General features: G+C 62.8%; 14 protein-coding genes. 9 read left to right on the top strand and 5 right to left on the bottom strand.

The annotated features are described in order from the left end of the window. Window positions 1–565, bottom strand: a 565-nt coding sequence (locus MOV74_RS05565; protein WP_246918922.1) for a response regulator, incomplete at its 3' end; no start/stop codon positions are given. 285 nt (window positions 566–850) lie between these two features. Here MOV74_RS05565 and MOV74_RS05560 point away from each other — a divergent pair. Beyond that, entirely contained in the window at window positions 851–2,011 is a 1,161-nt protein-coding gene (locus MOV74_RS05560) for an acyltransferase (RefSeq protein ID WP_246918920.1), read from the top strand. 93 nt (window positions 2,012–2,104) lie between these two features. Continuing rightward, entirely contained in the window at window positions 2,105–2,953 is an 849-nt protein-coding gene (locus MOV74_RS05555) for an MBL fold metallo-hydrolase (protein ID WP_246918918.1), read from the top strand. Window positions 2,954–2,980: 27 nt separating this feature from the next. On the opposite strand, the gene MOV74_RS05550 is transcribed toward MOV74_RS05555, so the two are convergent. Then, window positions 2,981–3,859, bottom strand: a complete 879-nt coding sequence (locus MOV74_RS05550) for an aldose 1-epimerase family protein (protein WP_246918916.1) — start codon at window positions 3,857–3,859, stop codon at window positions 2,981–2,983. 83 nt (window positions 3,860–3,942) lie between these two features. Continuing rightward, window positions 3,943–4,455 (bottom strand): hypothetical protein, encoded by a 513-nt coding sequence (locus MOV74_RS05545; RefSeq protein WP_246918914.1) that lies wholly within the window; start codon window positions 4,453–4,455, stop codon window positions 3,943–3,945. Between the two features lie 15 nt (window positions 4,456–4,470). Between MOV74_RS05545 and MOV74_RS05540 the strand changes: the two genes are divergently transcribed. The 7 genes from MOV74_RS05540 (at window position 4,471) to MOV74_RS05510 (ending at window position 16,407) form a co-directional block, all read left to right on the top strand. Beyond that, complete coding sequence (locus tag MOV74_RS05540; protein ID WP_246918912.1) at window positions 4,471–5,145, top strand: glycosyltransferase family 1 protein; 675 nt, start codon at window positions 4,471–4,473, stop codon at window positions 5,143–5,145. Window positions 5,146–5,399: 254 nt separating this feature from the next. Then, window positions 5,400–6,539, top strand: a complete 1,140-nt coding sequence (locus tag MOV74_RS05535; RefSeq protein WP_246918910.1) for a glycosyltransferase — start codon at window positions 5,400–5,402, stop codon at window positions 6,537–6,539. Then, on the top strand, window positions 6,539–7,876 hold the full coding sequence (locus MOV74_RS05530; RefSeq protein ID WP_246918908.1) for a hypothetical protein: 1,338 nt from the start codon (window positions 6,539–6,541) through the stop codon (window positions 7,874–7,876). The genes MOV74_RS05535 and MOV74_RS05530 overlap by 1 nt, the downstream gene beginning before the upstream one ends. Before the next feature lie 34 nt (window positions 7,877–7,910). After that, a complete protein-coding gene (locus MOV74_RS05525) occupies window positions 7,911–9,188 on the top strand; it encodes a glycosyltransferase family 4 protein (RefSeq protein ID WP_246918906.1) in 1,278 nt (425 codons plus the stop codon). Beyond that, on the top strand, window positions 9,185–10,576 hold the full coding sequence (locus MOV74_RS05520; protein ID WP_246918904.1) for a hypothetical protein: 1,392 nt from the start codon (window positions 9,185–9,187) through the stop codon (window positions 10,574–10,576). The genes MOV74_RS05525 and MOV74_RS05520 overlap by 4 nt, the downstream gene beginning before the upstream one ends. 541 nt (window positions 10,577–11,117) lie before the next feature. Beyond that, window positions 11,118–15,026 carry an RHS repeat protein gene (locus MOV74_RS05515; protein ID WP_246918902.1) on the top strand — a complete coding sequence of 1,303 codons (3,909 nt, stop codon included), beginning with the start codon at window positions 11,118–11,120 and terminating at the stop codon, window positions 15,024–15,026. Between the two features lie 253 nt (window positions 15,027–15,279). Further along, window positions 15,280–16,407 (top strand): acyltransferase, encoded by a 1,128-nt coding sequence (locus MOV74_RS05510; RefSeq protein ID WP_246918900.1) that lies wholly within the window; start codon window positions 15,280–15,282, stop codon window positions 16,405–16,407. A 33-nt stretch (window positions 16,408–16,440) separates the two neighbouring features. Here MOV74_RS05510 and MOV74_RS05505 read toward each other — a convergent pair whose 3' ends face one another. Then, window positions 16,441–17,802, bottom strand: coding sequence for a polysaccharide pyruvyl transferase family protein (locus tag MOV74_RS05505; RefSeq protein WP_246918898.1), 1,362 nt, complete (start codon window positions 17,800–17,802; stop codon window positions 16,441–16,443). 19 nt (window positions 17,803–17,821) lie between these two features. Next, window positions 17,822–19,279, bottom strand: coding sequence for a lipopolysaccharide biosynthesis protein (locus MOV74_RS05500; RefSeq protein ID WP_246918896.1), 1,458 nt, complete (start codon window positions 19,277–19,279; stop codon window positions 17,822–17,824). Between the last annotated feature and the right edge of the window lie 155 nt (window positions 19,280–19,434).

Here is a 19,434-nt window from a genome sequence, read left to right as displayed (position 1 = left end):
TACCGAGCAATTCGCGCCGGGTCAGGTCGATGATCCAGTCGCCGAAGGCGATCGAATTGTGGTTGCGCGCCGCCTTGCGGTCGAGCGAGCGCCGCCGCAGCACGCTGCGTGCGCGCGCGAGCAGGTCGCGCAGATTGATCGGCTTGGTGACATAGTGATCGCCGGCAATCTCGAGGCCGAGGATGCGATCGACGTCGGTGTCGCGGCGCGTCACGAAGATGATGCCGGCGTTGCTGGTCGCCTGGATCTCCTTGGCGAGCTCGAAGCCGTCGCCGTCGGGCAGCTGCAGGTCGAGGAAGACGAGATCGGTGCGCGCGCGCAGCGCCTGGCGGCATTCCGCGCAGGAGCCGGCGCCGACCACGTCGAAATTGTTCTCGCTGAAATAGCCGACCAGCATGGTCCGCGTCACCGGATCGTCCTCGACGACGATCAGCCGCTCGCGGCCGGCGGGACGCACTTCCTGACGTGCGGAATCAACCACGGTCTTGGGTATCCTGTGTGCCTGCGACCCGACCTGGCGATCCATCTCGCCGCGCAATGCGCCGTCATGTGAACGTACATTCACGACTTGTTCGAGCCCCCGAAATTAGCCGCCGGAATATTAGGCGCGTTGCGACGCGCAAACAATATTGCTCATGATCTTCAACCATTAAGTATGAATTGGCCCACAATTCTCAATCTGCGCATCATAGCGCAGGATGGCCCTGCCCGGGGGTCGCGAAAGCCCAATCCCGGACATTCGGCATCGGACTCAACCGCCAGTTAACGTAAAAAGGGCCTTCGGCTTCGGAAAGCCCGGCCGCGCCCCTATTGTCCCGCCTGCAAGATGCGAAACCACGGAGCAGGCGTAATGCAGGGGCAGGCCCGGTTGGCTGCCGGTCGAACCGAGCAAGGCACGGCGCCGTTCGCCCGTTCGCACACGCTCGATGTCCTGCGGGGCCTTGCCATTGCCGGGGTGATGGCAATCCACGTCTCGCAGGCATTTCCGTCAAACATCCACGCGGTCGATTTCGCCTTCATGTGCGGCTGGACCGGCGTCAACGTGTTCTACTTCGTCAGCGCCATGACGATGTGCCTGATGTGGACGCAGCGCAGCGGCGAGACGAATGCGACCGGCAAATTCTACATCCGGCGCTTCCTGCGCATCGCGCCGCTGTTCTGGCTGGCGATCCCGGTCTACCTCGCCATCAACGGCACCGCACCGAGCGCCAACGCGCCCAATGGCATCGGGCCGGTTCAAGTGATCCTGACCGCGACATTCCTGCACGGCTTCTGGCCGGACAGCGTCAACAGCGTGGTGCCGGGCGACTGGTCGATCGCGGCGGAGATGACCTTCTATCTCGTCTTCCCGCTTCTGATCACTGCATTCGGGTCGCGCCGCCATCTCTATGTTGCGCTGGCGATCGTGCTGCATCTCATCAATGTCATCCTGTTCAAGCCGTGGGCCTTCGCGCTGTTCTCGGCCTATTACGGCCCCGGCCACGAGGCATTCGTCTGGACCACGCTCCACATCAGCTTCCTGAACCAGCTGCCGGTCTTCCTGATCGGATGCGCGCTGTTCTTCGCGCTGCGTGACGGCTTCACCAAGTCCGACGCCGCGATCTACGCCGTCTTCATCGCGCTGTCCTTTGCGGCCGACCGCGCGACCGGCTCCCATGAATTCAACTATCTGATGATCAACCTCGTGCTCGGCGCGCTGGTGGCCGGCTGCATCAAGCTTGCCATCCGCTTACAGCCGCTCGAGGCGCTCGGCCGCAACTCCTATTCGATGTATCTGTCGCACTTCGCGGTGATCTACGGGCTGCGTCAGCTCTGGCCGGTCGCCGATGGACTGGTCTCGCTGCTCATGGCCTATGTCGTCACCGCCGCGCTGAGCTATCTCGTCGCGCGCGCGACATGGCATCTGGTCGAACGGCACGCGCAGAACCTGGCGCATCGCCTGACAACCGCGGGACCGGGCCGATCAAGCCTCCGGCCGACCATTGCCGCTACCGCGGCCGGCATGCGCTGAACGCCCCTGCTCCGTCCCTGCCGGCCTGATGCGGCTTGCTTCATTGCCGCCTTCATATCTACTGTGAAGAATCTTCACGCTGGAGTGGCCACCATGGAGGTCATACTGCTCGGCACCGGCGGCCCGCGCCCTGACCCGCGCCGCATGGCAACGACCACGCTGATCAGGCTCGGCGACGAGAATATCCTGTTCGACGCCGGCCGCGGCGTCATGGTGCAGCTCAGCAAGGCGGGCGTTCCGCTCGGCGCCATCAACACGGTCTTTCTCACGCACCATCATTTCGACCACATCGGCGACCTCTACGATGTGATGCTGAATTCATGGATGTACGGGCGCAAGGACGAGCTGCGCATCTATGGACCGCCGGATACCGAACGGCTCGTCCACACGCTGGTCACGCAGGTCTACGACAAGGACATCACCTGGCGCGATAAGGGCGAGCCGACCTTCGGCGGCTGGAAACCTGTCGTCGCAACGGACATCGTACCGGGTCCCGTTCTCGACACTGGGCGCTGGAAGATCAGCGCCGAGCTGGTCTCGCATGGCGACGGCCTCGACATGCCGCCCGCCTTCCTCGCACGCTGGATGTGTCTCGGTTACCGTTTCGAAGCGGAGGGCAAGGTCGTTGCGATTTCCGGCGACACTGTCCCCTGCCCCGGGCTCGAGCGGCTGGCGCAGGGAGCCGACCTGCTGGTTCAGTGCTGCTTTCTCGCGACGCCGGAGATCAACAACGAGCACCTGCGCCGCCTTGCGCAATTCACCATCGCCTGCGGCGATACCGTCGGCAAGATCGCGGCCAAGGCCGGCGTCAAGAAGCTCGCGCTGACCCACCACCGGCCGCGCACAGACGATGCCATGCTGGACGCGCTGCTTGCGGATGTCAGGCAGGACTATGCGGGGCCGGTCGTACTCGGCGAGGATCTCACGCGGATCGAGGTCTGAGGGCCATCAATCAGCTCGCCTTCGAGCTCAGGACGATCCGACCTCGATCCGGAACGACAAGCTCTCTTCCGCGCCCGGCGCGATGAGCATCAGGCCCGGCTTGTCACTGAACTCGCCGTCGAGGCCGGCGGGACTGGCATAACCGCGCCAGGGCTCGATGCAGAGGAATGGCGCGCCCGATGGTTTCGACCAGACGCCGAGTTCACGAAAGCCGCGCCAGGACATTTTCAACCAGGGGCCGCTGGACGCGGCATAGCGGGCCGCATTGCTCTCGATCCGGTCGAAAATGACGGCGTCGTCGGTGAACAGGGATTCGGACAAGGGAAGCACCGCACCTTTGACCGGGCTCGGCTCCGTTGCCGGCCGCAGCAATCCGCCCTCGAGACGGCGGACGGGAGACGACTCCGCGCCCGCGAAGGTCAGCGCGTAGCTCTCCTTGGCAAGTCCCGGCTGTAGCGGCCAGTTGAAGGCGGGATGACCGCCGATCGACGCCGGCAATGTCTCCTTGCCGGTGTTGGCGATCACGAGCGTCAGGTCGAGGCCGGCATCATCAAGCGTATAAATTGCGGTCAGCCGGAACGCGAACGGATAGAGCGCGCGCGTCGTCTCGCTGTCTTCGAGCACCAGCGTGCAGCGGCTCTCGCCGCGCTCCGCCCACGCAAAGCGGCTGTCGCGCGCAAAGCCGTGCTGGGTCATCCGATACGTCTTGCCCCGGTGCCGCAACTCGTCCTTGGCGAGGCGCCCGACGATCGGAAACAGCAACGGCGCATGGCGCGGCCATTCCGGCCCCGCCTGCCAGACGAACTCGACGCCGCCCCCGTCCTTCAGCGAGCACAGCTCGGCTCCGTGCGCCTTGACGGTTGCGGTGAGCCCGCCGCTGCGGAGGGAGTGGCTGTCATCGCTCATGCGCGACATCTACACCGCGACCTCACATGCAGCAAGGCGGCGCCAGCCATGCAGCGGGCGCCTCAGCGCCCTGCAGAGCTGCGTCATATTTCTGTACCTAACGGTTGCTCCTTTGCAGTTCGTCCGCCGCCAGCTTTTTCGGAAACGCGGCCCGGATCCCCGAGAACAATTCTGGTAGCCAATTGAAATTCTTCATCAACGGCCGCTTTCTGTCGCAAAAACTCACCGGCGTTCAGCGTTATGCCGCCGAAATCGTCAAGTCGATCGACGCGCAGCTGGCGTCGGAGCAAACGCCCGCCTCGCTGCGGAACGCAGACTGGCAGTTGCTGACGCCCGTGGATGCAAGCGAAGACCTTCACCTCGAGCGAATCAAGATTCGCACCGTCGGCCGCTTGCGCGGGCACGCCTGGGATCAAATCGATCTGGCCCGCGCCGCTGCGGGCGGCCGCTTGATCAGTCTGGCCAATTCCGGCCCAGTGTTCCATCGCGACCACATTGTCGTGATCCACGACGCACAGGTCTTTCGCAGGCCCGACTTCTTCAACTGGCGCTATCTGGCGGTTCACCGCACGATGGGCCGGCTGCTCGCCCGACATGCAGGCATCGCAACCGTGTCGGCTTTTTCGCGCAAAGAGCTTGCCGAGGTGCTGAATCTGTCGGCAACGGGAATCCCGGTCTTCCCCAACAGCGCAGAACATTTCGCCAAGACGAAGCCTGATCCCGGCATCATCGCCAGACTTGGGATTCAGCCACAGAAATTCTTCCTCTATGTGGGCTCGAGGACCAAGAACAAGAATCTCTCCGTCGCGATCCGCGCCGTCCAATTGCTTGATCGGGCCGACGTTCCGCTGGTCATTGTCGGCGGCGACAACAGCAAGGTCTTTCAGGACAATTCTGGCGACGGGGCTTCCGGCCTGCTGCTGGCCGGACGTCTGACGGACGGCGAGATCGCGGCGCTCTATGCGCATGCATCGGCATTCGTGTTCCCCTCGCTCTACGAGGGGTTTGGCGTGCCGCCGCTCGAAGCCATGATCTTCGGCTGTCCGGTCATCGCCTCGACCGCCGATGCGGTCGTTGAGACCTGTGGGGATGCAGCTGCGTATTTTCGCGCCAGCGATGCCGAAGCGCTGAAGCAGCTCATGCTCGAAAGATTGGCAACCGGCGCCATCTCTGATCAGGAACGCATGAGGCAGCAGGATCGCGTTGCATTCTATTCGTGGAAGAAATCGGCAAAGGCTCTGCTCGATCATCTCGCAGGTCCGGCGAATGTCGCCAGCGCGGCATGAAATTTGGACGCAACTCGCCTATCGCGTGCAAAAGCTCCCGCACAAACGTCTCGCAACTCGCGGGCCGTTGTATAGTTCCATGAAACTTTTTTGTTTTTGTAACGACTTCAAGCATGCGTAGGGCGTGGCGCAACATCACCACATCGCTGCCCCATTATCGCTACGTATTCGAGGAACTGTATCTCGCACTAGCGAACACAGAACAGGGATACAGGATGTCCGGCTCTCCGACGCAGCCTTATGCAAGGCAAACGATGAAAGTGCTGCACATCGCCGAGACGATTCGGGGCGGGATTGCGAGCTACCTGAACGAGTTGCATCCGCAGCAACAGGCCAGTTTCGGCGCCGAGAACGTGCACTATGTCGTGCCCTCGGATCATCGCCGCGATCTTCCCGCGGTCGATGACAACCAGATTACGACGTTCGAACGATCCGGCCGCAGCGTCGCCGGACTATTCCAGATGTTTCGCGCGAGCATGCAGGCACTCGATGCCTTCAAGCCGGACGTGGTGCATCTGCATTCTTCGTTTGCAGGCCTCGTGCTCCGCCCCGCGCTTGCGGCCCGCTCGGACGGTCCGCGCGTGGTTTATTGCCCGCACGGCTGGGCATTTACGCGCGAGACCGGCCGCCTCAGTCATGTGGTGACAAAGGCGGCGGAGAACCTTCTCGCTCGAACGTCGGACCGAATCATCTGCATCTCCGGCGACGAGTTCAACGAAGCGATCCGCGCGGGAATTCCGGCTGACCGTCTTACCCTCGTTCATAACGGCATCTCGAAGAGCCGCACGCCGCAGCCCGTCGCGGCGGACTGGACCTCCAAGAAGGTCAAGGTCCTCTTCATCGGACGCCTGGACCGCCAGAAGGGATTCGATCTCCTGATCGAAGCGGCGCGCACGCTCGAAGATGTGCTTGATATCCGCATGATCGGCGCCTCCGTCGTCAACAAGTACGAAGGCCCGAGCGTCCCGTCCAACGTGTCGCTACTGGGCTGGCTCGACCGCCCGACCATCGAGACCCAGCTCGAGGCCGCCGATCTCGTCGTGATCCCGTCACGATGGGAGGCCTTTGGCCTCGTTGCCCTGGAAGCGATGCGCGCCGCAAAACCCATCCTGGCATTCCGCAGCGGCGCGTTGCCCGAGATCGTCGTCGACGGCGTCACCGGCGTGCTTTGCGAGCCCGTCGCCGTTCAGCCGCTCGTTGATGGTTTCCGGCGAGCGCTCGATTTCGATCTCAAGGTACTGGGACAGCGCGGCTACGACCGGTTCAAGCAGCTTTATGACGTTCAGAAGACGCATGGACAGTTGCAGCAGGTCTATGCCGAGCTCCTGCATGACGACCGGACGCCGGTCGAGGCGAAGGCGGCACTGCAATCGGATCTCTCCAAGAATTTCTGATGGCTCTACCGCTCCCACGCACCTTGGTTCGCGGCAGCTTCCGCCTTGCGAGCCTCATCGCATCCATTTTCCTGCCGGTTTCCGTCTGCGCGCAGCAGGCTCAACCGCTCGATGCCCGATTCCTGCTGGGGGTCGGCACGCATCAGGGGCTGGGTGGTCCGGTGAGCGCGCGCGGATACGTGCCTTCGGAGAACGTCGCGCAGATCAAGCAACTCGGCCTCAACGCTTTCCGCGACGATTTTCCCTGGTCCGATTTCGAGGTGGGCGGACGCCGGATGGGGTTTACGCCCAGGCTCGGCAGGCTCGAGACGCAAGTCAGATCCGGCGTCGCGCGTCCCCTTCTGATCCTCGCGTTCGGCCACCATCTGGTGCCGAATTCGTCGCCACCGACGACCGATGAAGCGCGACAGCGGTTTGCCGACTATGCTGCTGCGGCAGCGCAATCGGTCGTGGCGCAGCATCCACTTTTCGAGCTCTGGAACGAATGGAATCTGGCGGCGAAGAAGGATGCCGCATTCTCACCCGAAAACTATCTGGCGCTCGCACAAGTCGCGCGGCCAGCGGTCAAGCGGGTCGCGCCGAATGCGCCTTTCCTGGTCGGAGCTCTCGGTGACGATCCGGGCTGGACATGGACGGAGAAGATGCTGCGGACCGGCATCCTTCAGTACGCGGACGGCGCCTCGATCCACCTCTACAATTTCTGCATGGGCCCGAGCAAACGCACCTCGGCCGAGATCATCGACCGGGTCACGGCGTTTCACCGTCTCGTCGGCCAGGCGAGCGGAAACCCCGATTTTCCGATCTATGTCACCGAGACAGGCTGGACCACGGCGACCAACAAATGCGGCGTCAGCGAGCAGGCCCAGGCCGACAATACGGCGCAGCTCATCTTGTGGGCAGCGACCGCGACGCGCTGGCTCAAGGGCATGTGGCTCTACGAGCTCAAGGACAGTGGAAAGAATCCATCGGAACTGGAGGACAATTTCGGGCTCTATCGTTTCGACAATTCGCCGAAGCCGGTTGCCTGTGCCGCCCAGGGCGCCTGGGCCTTCGTTCGCTCCAGCCTGAGTGCCGAACGACGCGAGCTCGCCAGCGGGGTCGTGTCGATCAATGCATCAACGGCTTCCGGCGGCAGAGTTGCGGTCTGGTCCGAGGCTCCGGACCGACGCTACGAAATCCGGCTCAAGGGCGACCAACCAGGCGCGAGCTTTGCGATGCCGTGCGACCAGACGGCAAAGGCTGCGTCCGGGGTCTGGATCCCCGTCTCGAGCACACCGGTCCTGATTGCAGCCAATGACAGTGCCGTTCCCGCCCTGGAGATAAGGCCGGCGCGGTAGACGCGATTTTTTTTGCAGACATGAGGTTGACGCGATGAAAGTTCTTTTGACATCCACGCTTTATCCAACGCCTCGGGCCCCAAAGATCGTCGGCGGCGCAGAGATCTTCGCGCGGCGTTTCGCCGAAGGCCTGGTACAGCGCGGTGACGAAGTGGAAGTGATCCGGGCCGCATCCTCGCCCGAGCAGGCGCGCGAAAGCTGCAACGGCATCAACGTCTATTCCGCGCCGGTGCAGAACATCTACATGCCCTTCACGGAGCAGAAGAACGTCGCGCTGCGCAGCATCTGGCATGCGGTCGACGACTGGCAGATGCAGGCCCCCTTGATTGCGGAGCGCATCCGGGCTTTCAAGCCGGACGTGTTGCACTCCAACAATTTGTCGGGCCTCACCACCGCGATCTGGCGCGTTGCCGCCCAGCTCGGCGTTCCCGTGCTCCATACGCTTCACGACTATTATCTGACCTGCCCGCGCTGCTCGCGATTCGAGAAGGGACGGTCCTGCGAGCACACCTGCACGAGCTGCGGAATTCTGACCTTTCATCGCAGGCGTGCCACGCATTGGCTCAGTGCCGTGGTCGGCGTGAGCGAGCGCGTCCTGTCCATTCATACCGACATGGGCATGTTCTCGGAGACGCCGATCCGCACCGTGATCCGCAACGCCTCCACCGAGCCGCCGCGCGAGCCCTATCCTCGTCCGGTCTGCACCACGGAAGTGACGTTCGGGTTCATCGGCCGCCTCACGGAGGAAAAAGGCATCGACAATTTGATGCGGGCGCTGGCTCTGCTGCCCCCGGATCGCATCCGCATGTTGATCGCCGGCCGTGTCAGCGACGAGGAGCAACGACGCCTCAGGACGCTCGCGCCGGATGCGCGGATCGAGTTCATGGGCTTCGTGGTGCCCGACGATTTCTACAAGCAAGTGGACGTGGTGATCGCCCCGTCGATCTGGCACGACCCCGGCCCGCTCGTCGTCGCCGACGCCAAGGCGGCCGGCAGGCCGCTGCTCGGAACGCGCTTTGGCGGCATGCCCGAGGTCATCGAGCACGGCATCACGGGCTGGCTGACTGGAGCCGATCCGCAATCCCTGGCCAAGAGCATGCTCGCGGTCGCAGCCGATCCGCACAAGATCGACGAGATCAGCCGGCGCCTCATCGCCGATACCAACAAGTGGATATTTTCCGACGTGCTGTCTTCATACAAGAACCTGTATGAACAATTGCGCGAACAGCGGATGTCGCACCTGCGCGCGGCCACAACCGAAGCGCCGCAGGGAGCGGCGGTCGTCGGCAAGGAGCGCCTCATTCCGCGATGACACGCCTCCTCGCGATGGCGGGCTACGTCTATCAGAGCGCCGCGGCGATCATCCTGATCTTCGCGATCAGCCATCTATTGCCCGCTGCCGACTACACCAGCTTTTCGCTCGCGCTGGCCTCGAGCCAATTGCTCTGCGTGCTGATGTTCGAGTGGCTGCAACTCGCCGGACTGCGCTTTCTGGCCGCAGCCGGGGAGAACGAAGCGGCCCGGCTGAGGTGGTCGCTGTTTGCAGCAGGCCTGTCGAGCGCGGGCGCGCTCGTCGTGGTCGGGAGCTGCGCATCCGTGGCCAGCGCGCTCCCGACAGGGATTATCGCGCTAGGACTGGGCATATCCGTGCTTCAGGGCTTGACGGATCTCTACCTCCTGTCGGTCCGTCTGTCCGACCGGCTGGGGGTCGCGTCCTCTCTTCTTGCGCTGCGTGCCACCGCGCTTCTGGCCGGGGCCGCCGCGGGAGGAACGATTTCGGGGACGGCTGAAGCTGCCCTGCTCGGGATTGCGTCGGGTCACATGCTGGGGCTCGTCGCCGGCCTCGTCTCGTATCGCACGCCGCTGGAGCGCGCCTCGTTGCAGGCGATGCTGACCGACTGGAAGACCTTCGCCCGCTACGGCATGCTCGCGGCGGGCGCCTCCGTCATCCATTTGTCGGTGCCGGTGCTGCTCCGTGTCATCATCATCGGCCGGCTGGGCGCAACGGGTGCCGGTGCCGGATTTTCGATCGCGCTCGACCTGCTGCAGCGTCCGTTCTGGGTCCTCAACGCCGCAATCCACACCGTGAGCTATCCCGAATTGGTCAAGGACTTCGAACACGGGACCGCCGTGAAGTCGGTTCAATCGGCGCGGCGGATGTTCGAATTCATGATCTGCACGACCCTCGTGCTGCTCGGCGGCCTGGTCGGCTTCATTCCGGATGCAGCCCGTATCCTGGTGCCGCGGGAGAGCCTTGACGGCTTCCTGGCGACGGCCCCCACGGTAGCCGCCTTCTATTTCCTGCACACACATCTCCAGGCCACCATCGCGGTGGTTCCACACCTGGAGAAGCTCGCAACCAGGCTCGTGCTCGTCGCGGCCGGCCAGCTCGCGATCGTCGCAGCCGTCGCGCTGGTCGCGGTATGGGCCGGCCTGTCGCCGCGACATGCAGTCGGCTGCGCTTCGCTCGCCACCCTCGCAACGATCCTGATCGCGCTCGGTCCGACCCTGCGGTTCGAGGCATTCCCGCGCTGGCCGTTGGTCATGCAGGCATTCTTGGCCGCAATCCTGATCGGATCGCTCGGCTCGATGCCGACGGAGCCCGCGACATGGCTCGCCGGCAAGATCGTGATCGCCGCGATTGCGACGGCAATCATCGGGTGGCGTGGAGATTTTCTGCTGCTGGCCCGCCGCGGCTAGTTCGTCGCGAGCCACGACGCCATCACACCGAGTGAACGGCTGAGCCATGGGACGAGGGGCTGCAGTTCCTGCACGGAACCGTTACGTCTTCTGGCCCAACCGAATGAGTCATGCCCCGGGATTCTACGGACACAACCAAAGCGGTCAAATCTATTAAATTGCTCGCCGACAAAAACGGCATCTGCCGGCTTCCTGTGCAGTCCGGTAGTGAAGACGGAGACTCGGGTAGGCTTCACTGGCCGCAACTCCGAGCACCACGACGCGTGTGGCACGCTCAAGCCGAAGCGTTCTCGCAAGGGCACGCGCACATATATTCAGCAGCGCAATTGGTGAAAATCACGAAAGCGCCTTCCTCACGTCATCCTGCCCCGGCATCGCATTCGTATTCTGCTGCAAAGAGCGAATCTGTTCCTGCACAAGGAACCCCACTTCGCTCGCGATTTGTAGCTTCTATTTTTATCTGAAATTCACACTCGACACAGAAGCTTGACCGCAAATCCCTGCGAGCAATTTTGTTCGCGCTGAAAAACTCGAGTGTGCAATGTCAGACCAGACCATCCTGTCCGCCAGCGGCTTCATCAACTCCATCGGCGTCAACACGCACGCCGGCTTCGGGTGGACCGGCTACAACAATCTCGCGCTGATGGTCGATGACCTCGAGTATCTCGGTGTCACCCATCTCCGCGACGCGATGGGGACCAGCCCGGCCGCGCAGCCCGTCGTCGACGGTCTAGCCGCTGCCGGCTACAAATTCGACTTCCTAGTGTCGTCCGCCCTGCCCCAGACAGGCACGGTCGGGCTGCAGAACTACATCGCCTCGCTCCAGAAATTCGTGACGAACCATGCGGGCAGCATCAGCGCCATCGAGGGGCTCAACGAAGCCAATCACCAGCCCTTCAGCTACAATGGCAGCTCGAGCCTCACGGCCGCGGCTCAGTTCCAGAGCGCGCTCTATCAGGCCGTCAATGCCAACGCCGCGCTCGGCAGCATCCCCGTCTACAATCTGTCACTGGCCTACAACGACCCGCAAGGCTACAGCCAGCTCGGCAACATGTCGGGCTCTGTCGACTACGCCAACGCCCACGCCTATGTCAGCACCAGCCTCAATCCGAGCAGCTCCATTGCGGCAACGCTGAGCGCCGTCATGGCGGCGGCGCCCGGCAAGCCCGTCGTCATCACGGAAACCGGCTACACCACGCAAGCCAACACCCAGTATCTCGGCGTCAACGAGACGGTGCAGGCCAAATCGATCCTGAACACGCTGACTGATGCCTACAAGGCCGGCGTCAGCGCGACTTATCTCTACGAACTGTTCGACCGTGACTCGTCCGCCGGCAATACCAATCCCGAAGCCAATTTCGGACTGTTCAACTCCGACGGGACGCCGAAGCTCGCCGCGACGGCCATTCACAACCTGACGACCATTCTGGCCGACGACGGCAAGGGCGGCCTGCAGCCGACTGATCCGTTGAACTACACCCTGAGCAACATGCCGGCCTCGGGCAACAGCATGGTGCTCGGCAAGAGCAACGGCGCTTACGAGCTCGTCGTGTGGGCTGAGCCGAAGCTCTGGAAGGACGCCAACGACACCGAGATCTCCAATCCGACCGAGACCGTCACGGTGAACCTCGGTGGCGTGCATCATTCGGTGAAGGTGTATGACACGTTGACGGGAACCACGGCGATCGCCAGCTACACCGACGTCAGCACGATCACCATCCCGGTCAGCGATCACCCGCTGATCATCGAGATCGACGCGCCCCCGACCACTTCGACTCCGCCGGACACCCGGACCAGCATCACCGGCACGGCTGCCGAGATCGTACCGCAACTGTCCGACCTGAGCGAGTCGACCGCGCTGCAGACCATCACGCTGACCGACTCCCACGTGCTGCCGGTCGCCTCGAAGGCGACCATGGACTACATGATCGCCCACTACGGCAACGCTCTCTCCAAGATCCAGGGCGGATACTCGTTTTCGGTGACGAATGCGGCCGCGACCTGGAGCAACACGAAGACCTATAGCGCCAGCGGAACGCTTCTGTCGAAATCGGATACCGGCCTGAATTCGAGTGGACAGCCGACCTCGACCACCGTCGCCTACACCGACGGCTCCAAGGACCTGATCAGCTACACCAATGGCGTGCAGACGAAATTCGTTCATGTCGGCACCGACGCAACCAGGACCACCGACACCTACAACACCACCGGAGTCCTCCTGAGCGAAGTCGTCCAGAAGTCCGACGGCTATTACTCCACCACGCTCTACACAAGCGGCGTGAAGACGGCCGCCTACGTCAAGAATGCCGACGGCTCGCAGGACAACTATACCTACGGCATCACCGGCAAGAGCTTCACCACCCAGGTTCAGCATCTCGATGCGTCCGGGAAGGTCACCTCGGTGACACGCAGCCATGCCGACGGCTCGCTGGATTCGACACAAGTCTACAACAGCGACGGCAGCAGCGTGATCACCACCTATAGCGCCACGGGCGTCAAGCTGGTCGAGACGGCCTATCATGCCGATCACAGCAAGGACGTCTGGACCTACAACATCACGGGACAGAGCTACGCGACCGAGCACGACGTCTACAATTCGACTGGCTTCCTCACCAGCCTGACGCGGCTGCACGGCGACGGCAGCCTCGCCTTCAAGCTGGTCCAGACGCCTGACGGCACCAAGACGACCGATTGGTACAATGCCGCCGGCAGCCTCACCAGCGAAGTCGTGCAGAAGGCGGACGGCTATACCTCGACGACGGTCTACAGCAACGGCGTCAAGACCAACACCTATGTCAAGAATGCCGATGGCAGCCAGGACAATTACGCCTTTGGCATCACCGGCCAGAGCTACACCACGTTGATCCAGCACGTCGATCCGTCCGGCAAGGTCACCGCCGTGACCCGCAAGCATGCCGACGGCACGCTCGACTATACCCAGGTCATTAACAGCGACGGCAGCAGCGTCGTCACCAACTATGACGCTGCGGGAACGCGGACGAAGGAAACCGACTATCACGCCGATGGCAGCAAGGACGTTTTCCTCTTCAACATCACCGGCCAGACCTACACGACCGAGCACGACATCTACGATGCGACCGGCTTCCTCACCACGCTGATCCGCAAGCACGCCGACGGCAGCATGGCGTTCAAGCTGGTGCAGAGCGCCGATGGGACCAAGACCACGGACTGGTACGACGCCAACGGCGTCCTCACCAGCGAGGTGCTCCAGAAGCCGAGCGGCTACAGCGCGACCACGGTCTACACCAATGGCGTGAAGACGGCGGCTTACATCACCAACGCCGACATGAGTCACGACAACTATAGCTACAACATCACCGGCCAGAGCTACACTACGCAGTACCAGCACCTCGATCCGACCGGCCAAACGACGGAGGTGACCCGCTGGCACGCCGACGGCTCGCTCGACTACACTCAGGTCGTCAACGACGACGGCAGCAGCGTGGTCACCAACTACGATACGGCCGGCGTCAAGAAGACGGAGACCGACTACCACGCCGATGGGTCGAAGGACGTCTTCCAGTTCAACATCGTCGGGCAGACCTATACGAACGAGCACGACAGCTACGATTCGACCGGCTTCCTCACCGATATCGTTCGCACCCACGCCGACAACAGCCTGGCCTTCACGCTGGTGCAGAGCGCCGACGGCACCAAAACCTCCGACTGGTACGACGCCAACGGCGTCATCACCAGCGAGGTGACGACCAAGAGCGATGGTTACAGCTCCACGACCGTCTACAACAGCGGCGTGAAGAGCGCTGCCTATATCAAGAATGCGGATGGCACGTCGGACAACTGGAATTACAACATCACCGGGCAGTCCTACACCACCCAGCATCAACACCTCGATGCCTCGGGCAAGATGGTCGAGCTCACCCGGACCCACGCCGACGGCACCCTGGACTATACCCAGGTCATCCACGACGACGGCAGCAAGCTGACCGACATCTACAACAGCGCCGGCAACAAGACCCAGGAGATCGCCAACAACGCCGACGGATCGAAGGACGTCTTCCTGTTCAACTTCAACGGACAGACCGGCACCACGCAGCACGAGAATTACAACTCCGCCAGCGCACTCCAATTCTTCGATCAGACCAAGACCGACGGCACCCACAACGTCACGGCCGTCGCCAGCGGCGTAACGATCCACGGCGGCGCCGGCAACGACGTATTCTCGGCGGCACCCAGCGCAACAACGGTGGCTTACGATCACGGCCAGGACCAGATCCTCAATTTCCAGGCCGGCGATGGCGCAACTCACGACGTGGTCCAGATCTCGAAGCTGCTCGCCGCGGACTACAGTCACCTGCAAATGACGCAGTCCGGCACGAACGCGCTCATCACGTTCTCGGCCAATGATTCGATCCTGCTGAAGAACGTCTATGTCTCCAGCCTGACGAGCCACGACTTCTTGTTCGTCTGAGCCCGACGAAATACTGCCCAGACGCGCGCCACGTCGCTGGGGGCCGGGACCATGCAGGGGTCCCGGCCCCCAGTTCTTTATCGGGCGCCTGCCTCATCGATGAGCAGAGAGCCGATTGCCATCCGCAATTGGAGGGGCCCCATGAATTCTGACGACTTGCCGTGATTGCGCCGCATCGGCCCGCGCGCTTGCGAACTTGCGTCACAATTCGCCTCTAGAAGAAACACGAACCGCGCAAGGACTCCGAGGCCCGATGCAAGCCAGTGAAGCAAGACGTTTTGTCGTTCTCGACTTCTACCGCTTCGTCGCCGCGCTCGGGGTCTTCATCTTCCACCTGAAGCTGATCGACACGGGCATTTCGCCGGCCTGGAACGGGTCCTACGGCCTGTTCGTGGACATGTTCTTCATCCTGTCCGGCTTCGTGATCTCCTACTCCTATCCGTCCGATGCGCGCGGCATGCGCGCCTATTCCCGTTTCATGATCCGCCGCATCGCGCGGATCTATCCGCTGCACCTGCTCAGCCTGCTCATCTTCGTGGTGCTGATCGGCGTCGGCCTGGAGCGCACGGCGCGGTCGACCCCGCTGGACTTCCTGTATAACGTGCTGCTGCTGCAGGCCTGGGGCGTCACCGATCACCTCAGCTTCAACTCGCCATCCTGGTCGATCAGCGCGGAATTCTTCTGCTATCTGATCTTCCCGCTCTTGATGCTGTTCGCGCGCAAGCTGCATCCCCTTGCGTTGGCCGCAATCGTCGCGGCGTTGTATCTGGTCCTGGCGCACGGACATTTGCCGATCTGGCAGGAGCGGTCGCAGATGTACGGGGCCAATTACGATTACGGCATGCTCCGTGCGCTGCCGAGCTTCCTGAACGGCATCCTGCTCGCGATCCTGTTCCGGTTGTCTCAGCCCTACCGGCAGAAACGTGTGGTGTTCGCCGGCATCGCCATGTTCGGCATCTCCGTGCTCGTCCTCAACGTTTTCGCCAAGCCGGACCTTGCCATTCTGCTGTTCTCCTGCGCCATTCTGCTGACCGCAGTCGGCGAAAGCGCCTTCGCCGAGTTCCCCGGCGCCCGCCTGCTTGGACGGCTCGGCAACACCTCATATGCAATCTACATGCTGCACGATGCCGTTTTGATTGCCGTGTTCAAGCCGCTATGGACCTGGCTCGGATTGCGCCCGGATCAGTTCGGCCTCTTCGCCCTTGCCTGCTGCGTGGTGCTGACGCTCGTCGCAGACCGCACCTACGCCTATTTCGAGAATCCCGCGCGGCGCCTGCTCAATCGCTTGGCCGACACCGCGCCGGTATCCCCCCGCAAGGTCCGGCCGGTGACGGCCGAGACGTCCATGCGCTTCGAGAACACGGAGCGGGCGGTCAACTGACGCCCCTCCGGAAGCATCTAGGGTTCAGGGTTCTCAGGCGACCTTGCCGCCAGCCTCCGGCACGATCCGCATCGCACCATTGTCCAGCAACGGAGCGACGTTGGCGCGAGATAGCTCCATGACATCGGGCAGCATCTGACGGACCTGCTCGCCGGCGGCTTCGTAGGTGCCAAGGAAGTGCAGCAGAAACGCCTCGAAGCTCTCCCCGACAAGGAACTGGGCCGGCGAGAGCAACAGCGACTCGCTGATGCCGAAATGCGCGAACAGGCCCTGGAACTTGTCCTGGTAGGTGATCGCCGCCACCGGCGTGCCCTGTCCGAGGGCAGCAATCGCCAGGTGCATACGGCCGGTGATCACGCCGTCGACCAGTCCGACAACGGCCTTGATCTCGCCCGCCGACAGAACCTGGTCGACATGATGCACGTGCTCCCCAAGCGCGGGCTGAAGCCGGGCGGCCAGCGGCCGCAGGCAATTGTCATCGGCAATTCCGGGGCGGTAATCATGCGCCAGCAACAGCCAACTTGCATTGTGCTGCCGCGACAGGCGCGCCATGGCATCCGCCGCAAGCTCTATCATCCGCTCCAGCTTGGCCGGCTCCGGCTTCTTGAACAGCATCGGGTGGATGTTGAAGACGAAGACCTTGCGACCCTGCGCGCGCTGCCGTTCGACCGCGGCCGCGATCCGCTTCACTGCGCCAGTGTCGGCGCGCGGCGTCAGCATGAACGCAGAGTCGGCGACGAGACGCGCGCGCTTGCGGGCGAAATCGTCGAAACGCTGAAGCGATATCGCATCGCGCAGGTTCAGGACCACGCCCGGATCGAGCAGCCGGAACACTTCGCGCAGCGCCTTCGCCGGACGGGAGTTGAAGCTGAAGCCGAGCACGCTGACCTTGGCGCCAAATCCCGCCATCAGGTCGGCAACGAGCAGCATGCGCGCCGCATCCACCGGCGAATAATAGCCGTCGAGCACATCGGCCCCCAGCACCACGCCGAAATCCGGACGGGTGATCGAAAGTTCCTGCGCGACCGTCTCGTAGGAAAACGGCTGTCGCCAGATCTCAAGCGGCCTGAAGCCCATCGCGCGAACATCCGCGCTCGCCGCGCTGGTGGCGGTGACGATGTAAGTTTCGAGGTCGGGATAGACCCGTTTCAGCTCGCCGACGGTGGCTTCGATCATCGCTTCGTCGCCGCGTGACTGATGGATGCTCCAGGGATCCGACGGCAACAGGACGAGCCGGCGCGGATTGTTGCTCGGCGCCGCATTGACGCCGACGTCCTTCCGGGCAATCTGCCACCTGCGCAGCTCGAGGAGATCGACCGCGAGGGGCGTGTTCTTTGCGCTGTTGAGCCAGCCTCGGAGATGCCTGCGAACCGGCACCGGGATCAATTGCTTCAAATCGTCCTCCTCGTCTTCATCAAGCGGTCGCACCGCGCTTCACGACGAAATCGATCAGCGAGAACAGCTGCTTCCGCCAGAACAGCAGAATACTCATCAGATAGGTCGCGCCGAAACACGACGACAGCAGCCCCATCCGCAAATACGGGTTGATATCCGGCGTCGCATGGCGGCACAGCACGACCGCGCCGTAAGCCAGCACGATGGCGCAAAGGCAGCCCGCAATCGGACGCAGGAACTGGCTCCAGCTCAGGCCCAGCAGCCGCAGCGCCAGCGCGAATGTCACGGGAGTCACCACAAGCTGCGCGAAAGCGAAAATTGTCGCCAGCTGACCGATATCGCGCGAGGGAAGCAGGAACATTGCGGGCACGACCGCGCAGAATTTGAGGATGTTCAGCGCGAATACGTAGTTCGGCTTGCCCAGGGCGCCGAAATAGGCGCTGTTGACGAATTGCACCGTCTGAATCGCGCCGATGAGCATCAGCGGCCTCATCACCGCTTCGCTTCCGCTCCACTTCGCGCCGAACAGCAGCAGCGAAAACTCCGGCGCGATCGCCGCAAGCAGCACGAAGATGGGAGAGCCGACCAGCGCGCCGAGACTGACGCTACGTAAGTAGGCACCGGCGATACGGTCGCGCTCGTGAGCGATCTTGGACAGCGCGCTCAGCGCGACGTCCATGACGGCCTGGGTGAGCAGCTGCATCAGGATGATGTAGACCCGCGCACCGACGGTGTAGATGCCGAGCGCGGCGACGCCATAGAGCGTCAGGATGATCATGTCGATCGTGCGAACGATGGCGAAATCCAGCAGCCTGTTCAGCACGACATGGACGCTATAGCCGGAGAGCTCGCGAAAGCTTCCGGAATCGTAGCCCCGCATCGGCAGCCATCGCGGCTGGCTCCAGAGCCACAAGCCGCTGATCGCACTCTGAACGACCACCTGGATCACGAGGCTGAGAGCGCCGAACCCGGCATAGGCGCAGGCGATTCCCACGATGCCGGAGATGGCGGTCGCCACCATGGTCCTGACTGCGAGCACCCGAAAATCCATCTGGCGCTTGTAAAGCGCCTCCTGGAACAAGGTGGCGGTGCCGATCGGAAGGGAGAGAGACGCGGCCGTCAACAGCGGCGCGAGCCCCTTCACGTCGAGCCAACGCTCGATATCCGTCGCAAGGAAGGCGATCAGAATCGCCAGAAGCGTCGAAGCGGCGAAGGAGCAGAAGAAGGGCAGCGTCACATCGGCCGGCTCGAGCGTGCGCCGCTGGATCAGCGCGTCGCCGAAGCCGAATTCGGCGATCGAGCTCAAGAGCAGCAGGATGAAGGCGACGAGCGCTGCAAGACCGAAATCCGCGGGATCGAGCAGCCGGGCCAGAACCAGGAACAGGACGAACGACAGCGCCCGGCCGCCCCAATTCTGTGCAAGCGACCAGAACAAGGCAACCACGACCTGATGTTGTTTGCCCTGCGTGACGTTCATCAACAATTCGACCCAATTCCGACAGATCCAACCACAATCGCAGGCTAGACGACGTGGCACGATGCTGCCGCGACGTCACCATCTCCGATCGCGGCGGAGTACTGATTGCTCGCTACATTACGACGGAGTGATGGCAATCAGATGAGTGCCGTCAC

The organism is Bradyrhizobium sp. SHOUNA76 (assembly GCF_023006445.1).
In the GTDB taxonomy this organism is placed as follows: domain Bacteria; phylum Pseudomonadota; class Alphaproteobacteria; order Rhizobiales; family Xanthobacteraceae; genus Bradyrhizobium.
The sequence above is the reverse complement of the archived record's forward strand: the minus strand, read 5'-3'. Positions and strand labels throughout refer to the sequence as shown.